The sequence below is a fragment of the Pseudomonas sp. DWP3-1-3b3 genome, assembly GCF_049896305.1.
In the GTDB taxonomy this organism is placed as follows: Bacteria; Pseudomonadota; Gammaproteobacteria; order Pseudomonadales; family Pseudomonadaceae; genus Aquipseudomonas; species Aquipseudomonas azotoformans_A.
On the sequence record NZ_JAFCUA010000002.1, the window covers coordinates 350,428 to 362,571 of the forward strand.

The 12,144-nt window shown below is 62.0% G+C and carries 13 protein-coding genes and 1 other RNA gene; 5 read left to right on the forward strand and 9 right to left on the reverse strand.

What is annotated here, in order from left to right; genetic code table 11:
* The first annotated feature begins 55 nt into the window (after positions 1 to 55).
* Complete coding sequence (locus ACP7BX_RS07995) at positions 56 to 1,195, forward strand: DegT/DnrJ/EryC1/StrS family aminotransferase (protein WP_426127190.1); 1,140 nt, start codon at positions 56 to 58, stop codon at positions 1,193 to 1,195.
* Between the two features lie 42 nt (positions 1,196 to 1,237).
* On the opposite strand, the gene gcvH is transcribed toward ACP7BX_RS07995, so the two are convergent.
* From gcvH to ACP7BX_RS08040, 9 genes are all read right to left on the reverse strand, one after another.
* Positions 1,238 to 1,621 (reverse strand): glycine cleavage system protein GcvH, encoded by a 384-nt coding sequence (gene gcvH / locus ACP7BX_RS08000; protein WP_033897550.1) that lies wholly within the window; start codon positions 1,619 to 1,621, stop codon positions 1,238 to 1,240.
* Between the two features lie 53 nt (positions 1,622 to 1,674).
* A complete protein-coding gene (gene gcvT, locus ACP7BX_RS08005; protein ID WP_314529627.1) occupies positions 1,675 to 2,757 on the reverse strand; it encodes a glycine cleavage system aminomethyltransferase GcvT in 1,083 nt (360 codons plus the stop codon).
* Positions 2,758 to 2,913: 156 nt separating this feature from the next.
* Positions 2,914 to 4,530 (reverse strand): ABC transporter permease, encoded by a 1,617-nt coding sequence (locus ACP7BX_RS08010; RefSeq protein WP_426127187.1) that lies wholly within the window; start codon positions 4,528 to 4,530, stop codon positions 2,914 to 2,916.
* A gap of 161 nt (positions 4,531 to 4,691) precedes the next feature.
* Positions 4,692 to 5,696, reverse strand: a complete 1,005-nt coding sequence (locus tag ACP7BX_RS08015) for an extracellular solute-binding protein (protein ID WP_426127185.1) — start codon at positions 5,694 to 5,696, stop codon at positions 4,692 to 4,694.
* A gap of 95 nt (positions 5,697 to 5,791) precedes the next feature.
* A complete protein-coding gene (locus ACP7BX_RS08020) occupies positions 5,792 to 7,009 on the reverse strand; it encodes a 2-octaprenyl-3-methyl-6-methoxy-1,4-benzoquinol hydroxylase (RefSeq protein WP_167351277.1) in 1,218 nt (405 codons plus the stop codon).
* Between the two features lie 9 nt (positions 7,010 to 7,018).
* Positions 7,019 to 7,504: a DUF4442 domain-containing protein gene (locus ACP7BX_RS08025; protein ID WP_016978971.1), complete on the reverse strand. Its 486-nt coding sequence runs from the start codon at positions 7,502 to 7,504 to the stop codon at positions 7,019 to 7,021.
* Entirely contained in the window at positions 7,497 to 8,684 is a 1,188-nt protein-coding gene (ubiH, locus tag ACP7BX_RS08030; protein WP_269132265.1) for a 2-octaprenyl-6-methoxyphenyl hydroxylase, read from the reverse strand. Before ubiH ends, ACP7BX_RS08025 begins: the two co-directional genes overlap by 8 nt.
* Entirely contained in the window at positions 8,681 to 10,003 is a 1,323-nt protein-coding gene (gene pepP, locus ACP7BX_RS08035; protein WP_426127182.1) for a Xaa-Pro aminopeptidase, read from the reverse strand. The genes ubiH and pepP overlap by 4 nt, the downstream gene beginning before the upstream one ends.
* A gap of 20 nt (positions 10,004 to 10,023) precedes the next feature.
* A complete protein-coding gene (locus ACP7BX_RS08040; RefSeq protein ID WP_021492630.1) occupies positions 10,024 to 10,581 on the reverse strand; it encodes a YecA family protein in 558 nt (185 codons plus the stop codon).
* A gap of 138 nt (positions 10,582 to 10,719) precedes the next feature.
* Between ACP7BX_RS08040 and ACP7BX_RS08045 the strand changes: the two genes are divergently transcribed.
* From ACP7BX_RS08045 to ACP7BX_RS08060, 4 genes are all read left to right on the forward strand, one after another.
* Positions 10,720 to 10,929, forward strand: coding sequence for a TIGR02449 family protein (locus ACP7BX_RS08045; protein ID WP_007982902.1), 210 nt, complete (start codon positions 10,720 to 10,722; stop codon positions 10,927 to 10,929).
* On the forward strand, positions 10,926 to 11,243 hold the full coding sequence (locus ACP7BX_RS08050) for a cell division protein ZapA (RefSeq protein ID WP_003176812.1): 318 nt from the start codon (positions 10,926 to 10,928) through the stop codon (positions 11,241 to 11,243). Before ACP7BX_RS08045 ends, ACP7BX_RS08050 begins: the two co-directional genes overlap by 4 nt.
* A 30-nt stretch (positions 11,244 to 11,273) precedes the next feature.
* Positions 11,274 to 11,452, forward strand: a non-coding RNA gene (ssrS, locus tag ACP7BX_RS08055) — 6S RNA.
* A gap of 57 nt (positions 11,453 to 11,509) precedes the next feature.
* The gene (locus ACP7BX_RS08060) at positions 11,510 to 12,139 is read left to right on the forward strand and encodes a 5-formyltetrahydrofolate cyclo-ligase (protein ID WP_033897543.1); all 630 of its coding nucleotides are present in this window, start codon (positions 11,510 to 11,512) and stop codon (positions 12,137 to 12,139) included.
* Positions 12,140 to 12,144: the final 5 nt, after the last annotated feature.

Genomic DNA, 12,144 nt, shown 5'->3' on the forward strand with positions numbered 1-12,144 from the left:
ATACCGGTACTGATCGCTTACTCATCGCCAATCTGAAACGGATGCCTTCGTCGTCATGAGCCAACAGCCCTTCCTGCCGTTCTCCAAACCCACCATCGATGAAGCCACCATCTCGGCGGTCGGCGATGTACTGCGCTCGGGCTGGATCACCAGCGGGCCGAAAGTGCAGGCATTCGAAGCTCAGCTGTCGGAATACTTTGGCGGCCGGCCGGTGCGCACCTTCAACTCGGGCACTTGCACCATGGAGATTGCCTTGCGCATCGCCGGAATCGGGCCGGGTGATGAAGTTATCACCACGCCGATCTCCTGGGTGGCCACGGCCAACGTGATCCTGGAAGTCGGTGCCACGCCGGTGTTTGCCGATATCGACCCGGTCACCCGCAACATCGACCTGGCTCAGGTGGAAGCCGCGATCACCCCGCGCACCAAGGCGATCATCCCGGTCTACCTGGCCGGTCTGCCCCTGGACATGCCGATGCTGTACGCACTGGCAAACAAGTACAGCCTGCGCATCGTCGAGGACGCGGCCCAGGCATTGGGTTCGAGCTGGGATGGCGAGCGCATCGGCGCCACCGGTGATTTCGTGTCGTTCAGTTTCCAGGCCAACAAGAACATAACCTCTTCCGAGGGCGGTTGCCTGGTCTTGAACAACGCCGAAGAAGCGCGTCTGGCCGAGAAGTATCGCCTGCAAGGCGTCACCCGCACCGGCTTCGATGGCTTGGATGTAGATGTGCTGGGCGGCAAGTTCAATATGACCGACATCGCCGCCGCCATTGGCCTGGGGCAGTTTGCCCATATCGAGAAGATCACCGCGCATCGCCAGAACCTGGCGCGGCACTACTTCAAGTGCTTTGGCAGTGATTTTGAAGAGCAGTACGGCGCACAACTGCCACCGGCCGACTTCGAAAACAGCAACTGGCACCTGTTCCAACTGGTGCTGCCAGAGCGTCAGGACGGCCTGCCGGCCCGCGCCACCTTCATGGAGCAGATGCAGGCCCACGGCGTCGGCATTGGCTATCACTACCCTCCGATCCACCTGCTGAGTCTCTATCGGGCACAGGGGTTCAAGGAAGGCATGTTCCCGGTGGCAGAAAAGGTCGGTCGTTTGATCGTGTCGTTGCCGATGTTTACGGCGATGACAGAGGCGGATGTCGAGCGGTCGGTAGCGGCAGTGAAAGCGGTTCTACAGCGCTGAAAGCACATTGCGGGAGCCGGATAACCGGCTCCCGCAACAGAATCACTCGCCGATGGCGGCTTTGTAGCCAGCAGCATCCAGCAGTTTTTCCAGATCAGCCGGATTGCTCGGCTTGAGCTTGAAGATCCACGCGCCGTACGGATCGGAGTTCAGCAGCTCAGGGCTACCGCTCAGCTCCTCATTGACGGCGATCACTTCGCCTGCAACCGGAGCGTAGATGTCCGAGGCGGCCTTCACCGACTCAACCACACCCGCTTGGCCGGCAGCGTCGAACTGCGCGCCCACTTCGGCCAACTCGACAAACACCACATCACCCAACGCTTCCTGAGCATGGTCGGAAATACCGACGGTCACGGTGCCGTCAGCTTCCAGGCGTGCCCATTCGTGGCTTTCGGCAAAACGCAGGTCGGCAGGGATATCGCTCATAATCTGTGTCCTCAAGAAGTAATGTCAGCGGCCATTGGCCTGCCGGAAATAGGTTAGATCAAGGTTTTGCCATGGCGCACGAAGGTCGGTTTGACCACTCGAACCGGGTACCACTTGCCGCGGATTTCCACTTCGGCCCGATCAGCCGTTGCCGTCGGTACTCGCGCCAGGGCAATGGATTTGCTCAGCGTAGGAGAGAAACTACCACTGGTGATCTCCCCTTCGCCAATATTGGCGATACGAACCACCTGGTGAGCACGTAAAACCCCACGTTCTTCCAGTACCAGCCCGACCAGTTTGAACTGCACACCCGCCGCTTTTTCCGCCTCCAGCGCGGCGCGGCCGATGAAGTTGCGCTCGGCCGGCTCCCAGGCAATGCTCCAGGCCATGTTCGACGCCAACGGTGAAACGTCCTGATGGATGTCCTGACCGTAGAGGTTCATGCCCGCTTCCAGGCGCAGGGTATCGCGGGCGCCAAGGCCGATGGGGGAAATACCGGCACCTACCAGGTCGTTGAAAAAGCCCGGCGCCTGATCGGCCGGCAGGACAATCTCCAGACCATCTTCGCCGGTATAACCCGTGCGGGCGATAAACCAATCGCCGTCGGCCTGGCCTTCGAAGGGTTTGAGCTGGTGAATGAGCGCGCCGCGCGACTGGGTCACCAGCTCGGCAATCTTCTGCCGGGCGTGAGGGCCTTGGATAGCGAGCATGGCCAGCTCAGGGCGTTCATGCAGCTGCACCTGGTAATTGCCCAGTTGCGCGTGCATCCAGGCCATGTCCTGGTCGCGGGTGGCGGCGTTGACCACCAGCCGATAAGCGGACTCGGTGCGGTAGACGATCATGTCGTCCACCACGCCGCCCTTTTCATTGAGCATGGCGCTGTACAACGCACGGCCGCAGCCGTGCAGGCGTTCGACATCATTGGCCAGCAGGTACTGGAGCCATTCCTTGGCCTGGAGGCCGGTGACATCGATCACGGTCATATGAGATACATCGAACACCCCGCAGTCGCGTCGCACCTGGTGGTGTTCTTCAACCTGCGAGCCGTAGTGCAGAGGCATATCCCAACCGCCAAAATCGACCATTTTCGCGCCGAGGGCGAGATGCAGGTCATACAGAGGCGTACGCTGTCCCATGGGTTTCTCCTTCCGGGCGTGGCGAAGGTGCGCGGAGCTACTGTTCGTGCTGAACACCTTGAATTACAAGGCCTGCAGCCACGCCCAGCGACCCGCTCCGAAAGACGAAGCGCACCGAATGCCGCGCATTGTAGCCGCAAGCCGTAGGACTGGCACCTAACCGATTTGCCGGGCGGAGCGTCGAATCAGCCCGATCACCGGCAACAGGCCGACCAGCACCAGTGTCAACGCGGGCAAAGAGGCCCTTGCCCATTCGCCTTCACTGGTCATTTCAAAGATCCGCACGGCCAGCGTGTCCCAGCCGAACGGGCGCATCAGCAGGGTCGCGGGCATTTCCTTGAGCACATCGACAAACACCAGCAGTGCCGCACTCAAGGTCCCCGGCAGCAACAACGGCAGATACACTTTGCAAAACAGTCGTGGGCCACTGACGCCAAGACTGCGTGCTGCTTCCGGCAAGGAGGGCCGGATGCGCGCCAGGCTGTTTTCCAACGGCCCATAGGCCACCGCCAGGAAACGCACCAGATACGCCAGCACCAACGCCGACAGGCTGCCCAACAGCAATGGTTTGCCCGCCCCGCCGAGCCAGCCGGACAGCGGCACCACCAGTTCACGGTCCAGATAGCTGAACGCCAACATGATCGACACCGCCAACACCGAACCCGGCAAGGCATAACCGACATTGGCCAGGCTGATGCCGGAGCGGATCGCCCGCGTCGGCGCCAGCCGGTTGGCGAAGGCCAGCACCAACGCCACGCTGACTGTGATCAGGGCAGCGATCCCGCCCAGATAAAGCGTGTGAACAATCAGGCCGGAGTAGCGTTCATCCAGATCGAAGCGACCGCGCTGCCAGAACCAGGCAACCAGTTGCAGCATCGGAATCACAAAGGCACAGGCGAACACCAGCCCACACCAACTACTCGCCGCTGCCGCTTTGAAACCGCGCAGGTGATACAGCGCCTTGCCCCGTGGCCGTTCGTTGCTCGGTCGGCTGGCGCCCCGTGCTCGCCGCTCGCCATACAGCACCAACATCACCACCAACAGCAACAGGCTGGCCAACTGGGCCGCGCTGGACAGGCTGAAAAAGCCGTACCAGGTCTTGTAGATGGCGGTGGTGAAAGTATCGAAGTTGAATACCGAGACCGCGCCGAAATCCGCCAGGGTCTCCATCAATGCCAACGCCACCCCGGCCCCAATCGCCGGCCGCGCCATGGGCAGGGCCACATGCCAGAACGCGCGCCACGGCGATTGCCCCAACACCCGCGCCGCTTCCATCAGCCCTTTGCCCTGGGCCAGAAACGCCGTGCGCGCCAACAGATAAACGTAGGGATAGAACACCAGCACCAACACGATGATCACACCGCTGGTGGAACGCACCCTAGGCAGCCTCAAGCCACTGCCAAACCATTCGCGCAGCAGGGTTTGCACCGGGCCGGAGAAATCCAGCAAGCCGACAAACACAAAAGCCAGAACGTACGCGGGAATGGCGAACGGCAGCATCAACGCCCAATCAAGCCAGCGCCGGCCGGGGAACTCGCAGAGGCTGGTCAGCCAGGCCAGGCTCACGCCCAGCAGGGTCACGCCGACGCCGACACCCAACACCAGGGTCAGGGTGTTGCCCAGCAGGCGCGGCATCTGGGTTTCCCAGAGGTGGGACCAGATTTGTGCATCGATGCTTTGCCAGGACAGCAACAGCACGCTCAGCGGCAGCAGCACCAGGGCAGCGACGGTGAAGACCGGCAGGTACCAGCGGCGTTGGGCGGGGTGGGCCAATGAGAAACTCTCAGAATAATAAAGATTTTCAAGGCGCCGCTAACCAATGTGGGAGCGGGCTTGCTCGCGAATGCAGTGTATCAGCCACACATGTATCGACTGACACGACGCTTTCGCGAGCAAGCCCGCTCCCACATTTCGATCTGCGGCGTTTTAAAAATTTAGTTCCAGCCAGCCCGATCCATCAACCGGATCGCCTCAGCCTGGCGCTTGCCCGCCACTTCCACCGGCAAGGTGTCCGCCACGAACTTGCCCCAGCTCGCGACTTCTGGCGACGGCGGTACGGCCGGGTTGGCCGGGAACTCCTGGTTCACGTCGGCAAAAATCTTCTGCGCCTCAGGCGTGGTCATCCACTCCACCAGTGCCTTGGCGGCTTCCGGGTGCGGAGCGTGTTGGGTCAGGCCGATGCCCGACAGGTTCACGTGCACGCCACGGTCGCCCTGGTTCGGCCAGAACAGTTTTACCGCCAGGTCCGGCTTCTGTTTGTGCAGGCGGCCATAGTAGTAGGTGTTGACGATGCCCACGTCGCACTGCTCGGCATTGATGGCCTCCAGCACAGCGATGTCATCGGAGAACACGTCGGTGGACAGGTTGTTCACCCAGCCCTTGACGATTTCTTCGGTCTTGGCCGCACCGTGGGTTTCGATCAGGGTGGCGGTCAGCGACTGGTTGTAGACCTTTTTCGCCGTGCGCAGGCACAGGCGGCCTTCCCACTGTTTGTCGGCCAGGGCTTCGTAGGTGGTGAGGTCGCCCGGTTTTACCCGGTCGGTGGAATAGGCGATGGTCCGCGCGCGCAGGCTCAAGCCGGTCCAGGTGTGTTTGGAAGAGCGGTATTGCAGGGGAATGTTCTTGTCGATCACCGGGGAAGTGAACGGTTGCAGGATGCCCATTTGCTCAGCCTGCCAGAGGTTGCCGGCATCGACGGTGAGCAGCAGGTCGGCGGTGGCGTTTTCGCCCTCGGCCTTGATGCGCTGCATCAGCGGGGCTTCCTTGTCGGTGATGAATTTCACCTGCACGCCGGTTTTCTTTGTGTAGGCGTCGAACACTGGCTTGATCAGTTCGTCGATGCGCGAGGAGTAGACCACCACTTCGTCGGCGGCCTGCACGGTGGTGCTGCCGATCAGGGTGAGTGCCAGGGCAGTCAGGAGGCGCTTGGGTGCCAACATGGGTGCGGTCTCTCATTTGCAAAAAGAGGGCAAATGATAAGGACTCACATTTGGTAGCGCTTGGTGGAGGCGTTACCAGATGTTGCACGACTGTTTCAGGGCTGGGCCAGCTCCGGCAGATCCCCGCTCAGGCCCAGCGCCTGGCGCACAAACACAGCCTTGGCCTCGGGCATCTGGTCGACCATTTTCAAACCGGCGTTGCGCAACCAGCGCAGCGGCAGTTGATCAGCCTGGAACAGTCGCTCAAAACCCTCCATCGCCGCCATCAACGCCAGGTTATGCGGCATGCGTCGACGCTCGTAGCGGCTCAGCACCTTTACATCCGCCAGGCGCTCGCCGCGCTCGGTCGCAGACAACAAGACTTCAGCCAGTGTCGCCGCATCCAGGAAACCCAGGTTCACGCCCTGCCCCGCCAAGGGATGGATCACGTGCGCCGCGTCGCCAATCAACGCGAGGCCTTCGGCCACATAGCGCTTGGCGTGACGCTGGCGCAGTGGCACGCAGACGCGCGGGTCGGCGCTCAACACCGTGCCGAGCCGCCCTTCGAAGGCGCGCTCCAGCTCACGGCAGAAGCTTTCATCATCCAGCGCCATCAAGCGCTCTGACTCAGCCGGCGTGGTCGACCAGACGATCGAACACCAATCTTCCTGCCCGTCCCGTACCAGCGGCAAGAATGCCAGCGGGCCGGTGTCGGTAAAGCGTTGCCACGCCGTACGTTGGTGCGGCTGGCTGCTGCGTACGCTGGTGACGATGGCGTTATGCAGGTAATCCCATTCGCGGGTGGCGGTGCCGGTCAGGCGGCGCACGGCGGAATTGGCGCCATCGGCAGCCACCACCAACGGCGCACGTAACGTGCGGCCGTCGGCCAGGGTCAGCAGCCAGTCATCGCCGGAGCGGCGCATCTGTTCCAGGCGCGCATTGGCCAACAGGCCCAGGTCGCAGTCGTGCAGACGGTCGAGCAGTGCATCCTGCACCACGCGGTTCTCGACGATATGCCCGAGCACTTCGGCATGCACACTGGCGGCGGAAAAATGGATCTGCCCGGTGCCGCTGCCGTCCCACACTTGCATCTCGCCATAAGGGCTTGCACGGCGCGAGACGATGCCGTCCCACACGCCCAAGCGCTCGAGGATGCGCTGGCTGGCGGCCGACAAGGCGCTCACGCGGGGTTCGAATGCGGCCTCGCGGTCAAACGGCTTGACGCTCAGCGGGCTGCCGTCGAGCAGCAGCACCTGCAAGCCACTGCCCTGCAACGCCAGCGCCAGGGCGCTTCCGACCATTCCGGCCCCGACAATCAGCACATCTGCGCGCATGTCCATGCTTTAAGCCTGTCTCGCTGGCGGCTTGCGCCGCACGTAAAGGGTTTTGTCGACTCGCGCCACCAGAGTGCCGGAGCCGTCATGAATCTGGACCTTGAGGTGGGGCAGGTACTTCTCGCCCCCTTCGGTCTGCCGGCGGATCTCATCGAGCAAGGCATCATCGATGGAAAACTCGGCATACACCGGGCCTTTGCCCGGCGAAATGAAATCGATACTCGCCGCCTTGTCCCACACGATGTAGTCGCGGCCAAGGTTCTCCATCAACAGCAGCATGTAGAACGGGTCGACCATCGAATACAGGCTGCCGCCAAACTGCGTACCGACGTAATTGCGGTTGTACCAGCCCAGGCCCATGCGCACTTTGACATGCCGGAAGTCCGCGCTCAGTTCTTGCACCCGTACACCCGCGCCGAGGTACGGCGGGTACAGGCTCAGAAACCAGCGCAATAACCGCGCCTTGCCCAGGCGCTCAATCAACCAGTTACGCATCGGGACGGGTACCCAGACCCATGGCCTGACGCGCGAACCAGCGCTTGGCCGGCGGCAGCAAGTCCAGGCCCAGCAGGCCCATGTTGCGGCCCAGGGCGACCAGCGGTTGGGCGCTGCCAAACAGGCGCGTGACCTGGTCGGAGAAACCCACGGTGAGCTTCTGGTCCAGGCGCTGGCGCTCGCGATAACCCTGCAAGGTGGCCAGGTCACCCGGCACTTGCGGCCCGGCCAACAAGGCTTCAGCCAATGCATTTGCATCACGCAGGGACAGGTTGAAGCCCTGCCCCGCAATCGGGTGCAGGCTGTGGGCCGCGTTGCCGAGGATCGCCAGGTGGGAGCGCACTTGCTCCTCGGCTTCCACCAATGTCAGCGGATACAGATGACGGGCGCCGACTTGCTTCAGCGTGCCCAGGCGGTAGCCGAACACGCCCTGCAACTCGCTAAGGAAGCTGCGTTCGTCAAGGTTGGCCAGGCGTTGCGCGTCCATGCCGATGCGCGTCCACACCAGTGCGCAGCGGTTGTCCGGCAGCGGCAGCAGGGCCATCGGGCCTTCATCGGTGAAACGCTCGAAGGCTTCACCGTTATGGGATTCGCTGGGGGTGATGTTGGCGATCAACGCGCTCTGGTTGTACGGGCGGGTTTTCACGCCGATGCCCAGTTGCTCACGCAGGCCGGAGCGGCCACCGTCCGCCAGCACGGCGAGGTCGCACTCCAACACGGTTTCATCATTGAGGGTCAGGCGGTAGCCATCGGGCAGCGGTTCCATGCGTGTGACTTCGGCCGGGCAACGCCAGCTGACCACCTCTTTGTCCAGGCCTTGCCACAGGCATTGGCCCAGCCAGGCGTTTTCCACCACATAGCCGAGGGCCGGCACGCCCTCTTCCATGGCGGACAGGCGCGCGGTGGAGAAACGCCCACGGTCAGACACATGAATCTGCTTGATCGGCTCGGCGCGGCGCGAAATCTCTTGCCACAAACCCAGGCGCTGATAGATCTGCCGGGCGCCGTAGGACAGCGCCGAAGAACGCGCATCGTAGCTCGGCTGGTAGCTGTCGCCCGGCGCAAAAGGTTCGATCAGCACGATCTTCCAGCCGCGCGCCTTGGCCCCAGCCTGCAACGCCAGCGCCAGGCTGGCGCCGACCAGGCCGCCGCCAATGATTGCCAGGTTGACCCGGCTCATCGGGCAGCCGCCATCAACGCTTCAATTTCAGCGACGGTCTTGGGCACGCCACCGGTCAGGATTTCACAGCCTTGCTTGGTCACTACCACGTCGTCCTCGATGCGTACGCCAATGCCACGCCATTTCTTTGCCACATTCGGGTTGTCCGGCGAAATATAAATGCCCGGTTCTACGGTCAGCGCCATGCCGACTTCCAACACCCGCCATTCACCGCCCACCTTGTACTCGCCCACATCATGCACATCCATACCCAGCCAGTGGCCGGCGCGGTGCATGTAGAAGGCTTTATAGGCTTCGCTGGCGATCAACTCGTCGACGTCACCCTGCAGCAACCCCAGTTTCACCAAACCGGCGGTAATCACCTGCACGGTGGCCTCATGCGCCTGGTTCCAATGCTTGTCCGGGGCGATTTCGGCAAACGCGGCTTCCTGGGAAGCCAGCACAATTTCGTAGATCGCCTTCTGTTCCGGCGAAAATTTGCCATTGACCGGCCAGGTGCGGGTGATGTCGCTCGCGTAGCAGTCGATCTCACAACCGGCGTCGATCAGCACCAGGTCGCCGTCCTTGAGCAGTGCGTCATTCTGCTGGTAATGCAGGATGCAGCTGTTGCGCCCGGCGGCGACGATGGAGCCATAGGCCGGCATTTTCGCGCCGCCTTTGCGAAATTCATAATCCAGCTCGGCTTCCAGGCTGAATTCATAAAGACCGGCCCGGCTGGCCTGCATCGCCTTCACGTGGGCCGCGCAGGAGATTCGCGCGGCCTCGCGCATCACCTTCACTTCTGCCGCCGATTTATACAGGCGCATGTCGTGGAGCAGATGATCCAGGGCAACGAATTCGTTCGGCGGCTGGGCGCCCAGGTGGGCCTTGGAGCGGATCACGTTGATCCACTCCATCAGGTGCCGGTCGAACTCGGCATTGCTGCCCATGGCCGAGTACACCCGGTCGCGACCTTCGATAAGGCCGGGCAGGATGTCGTCGATATCGGTGATGGGGAACGCGTCGTCGGCGCCAAAGTCACGGATCGCGCCTTCGGTGCCGGCGCGCAGGCCGTCCCACAGTTCGCGTTCGGCGTTGCGCTCGCGACAGAACAGCACGTACTCGCCGTGCTGGCGACCGGGCATCAGCACGATCACCGCTTCCGGCTCGGGGAAACCGCTCAGGTACTGGAAGTCACTGTCCTGGCGGTATACGTGCTCGACATCGCGATTGCGGATCGCCACGGCGGCGGCCGGCAGGGTCGCGATGCTGTTGGGTTCCATCTGCGCCATGAGCGCCTTGCGGCGTCGGGTGTATTCCGCTCGGGGGATATGGATCATGGGCAGATGGGCTTCCTTTCTTAGTGCAGCGACGGCTTGGGTGCAGCGGGTTCAGCGGACTTCTTGGTCTCGGTGAACAGCAGCAACGGCGCGACGCGCAGGTATTCCATGACTTCCATGTAGTCGCCTTCGCCGTCTTCGGACTCTTCCAGGGCGTCTTGCACCTGGGAGATCGCAGCCAGATCCTGCAACACTTCCTTGGCGTCGGTGCTCAGTTCCAGGCCGCCGGCGTTGACGCCGAAACCGTGGAGGAAGCCTTGGCACCATTGGCCCAGGGCAGCGGCGCGTTCGGCGAGCGGTGCGTCGTCGGTCGGCAGCAGCAGGACCACGGTGACGTCATCACCGGTCAGCTCGCCCTTGACCATCTCTTGCAGGCCGATCAGCGCGTTACGCACGTTGTCGGTCGGCTCGGTCTCAAGCAGCTCGGCCACGTCAGCCAGCCAGTTGTCGGCATCAAAGCCAACGCCGGTGCAGCTGCGGCCCAGCAATACGCCGTGCAGTTCAGCAGGCGAGCAAGGGTGGCCGCTGGTGCTCAGCAGTTTGGAAAAAGCGTCGTACGGGGAGTTCTGAATAGGCATGGTGAGCTAGGCGCCAGACGGCGCAATGTCTAGAATGGAGCGCTGTATCCTAGCACCGGCAGACGTACCAAGACTATCAAGGGCGTCAGATCGTTTATCCTGCAGTTGCCATTCATCAGACAAATCCAGTGGAACCCAATGGAAGACACCGACCTGCAAGCGCTGATGGCCAGACTCGAATTGCTAATTACCCGGGTCGAGCAACTAAAGAGCCAAAACGGACTCCTATTAGCTCAGGAAAAGACCTGGCGCGAGGAACGCGCTCACCTCATTGAAAAAAACGAAATCGCCCGGCGTAAGGTCGAATCGATGATTTCGCGCCTGAAGGCCCTGGAGCAAGACTCATGAGTTCAAGCAATAGCGTCACCGTGCAGATCCTGGATAAAGAATATTCGATCATCTGCCCCCAGGAAGAGCGCAACAACCTGGTGAGCGCCGCCCGCTACCTGGATGGCAAGATGCGTGAAATCCGCAGCAGCGGCAAAGTGATTGGCGCCGACCGTATCGCCGTGATGGCCGCGCTGAACATTACCCACGATCTGCTGCATAAGCAGGAACGCCCTGACGTGCAGGCCAGCGGCTCGACGCGTGAGCAGGTGCGTGACCTGCTGGAGCGTGTCGATCTGGTGCTTTCCAGCGATTCAGACGCACCCAAGGGCTGATTGCCGCGACGGTTTAAGGTATACTCGCCCCACTCCCTGGCGTGTTTGCCAGTCGGCGATGTCCCTGAGCCGATTCGCACTACCCTGGAAGTTGCACGTTGGGCTGGTGTGCATGTCCGCTAGACGGAAAGCCTTAAAGCCTACTGCATCTTCCACCTTGAACTTTCGGGTTCAAGGGCTAAGTCGACAGCGGCTCTGTCGGGGAGCCTGAATTCCCAAACTCAATGCCAGTCCTCGGACTGGCATTGTTTTATGAGCCGGAAACCATGACCGAACCTGCGCCGCTTTCCCGTCCGCAACTTCGACGCATGTTGCGCAAAGCCCGCCGCGCCCTCACGCCAAGCGAGCAGCGCAAGGCCGCCCAGGGCCTGTATCGGCAACTGGCACAGCACCCGCTGTTTCGCCGGGCCAAACATATCTCTTTGTATCTACCGACGGACGGTGAAATCGATCCGCGCCTGCTGCTGCGCGCCGCTCAGCGCCGGGGCAAGGCCACTTACCTGCCGGTGCTCAGCGCCTGGCCACGGACCAAGATGGTGTTCCAGCGCGTCAGGCCTGGGGAAAAGCTGCTGCCCAATCGCTTTCGCATCCTGGAGCCACGAGTGAATATCAGCCGCCAGCGCAAAGTCTGGGCCTTGGACCTGGTGCTACTGCCGTTGGTGGGGTTCGATGATGCCGGTGGACGCCTGGGCATGGGCGGCGGGTTCTACGATCGCAGCCTGGCCTACCTGGCACGCCGCCAGAGCTGGCGCAAGCCGACGCTGCTGGGCCTGGCCCATGAATGTCAGAAGGTCGATCGATTGATACAGGCAAGCTGGGATGTGCCGTTGGCGGGCACCGTCACCGATAAGCATTGGTATAGTGCGAAGACGCCACTGGAATCAGCGGCGCCTTGAAAGAA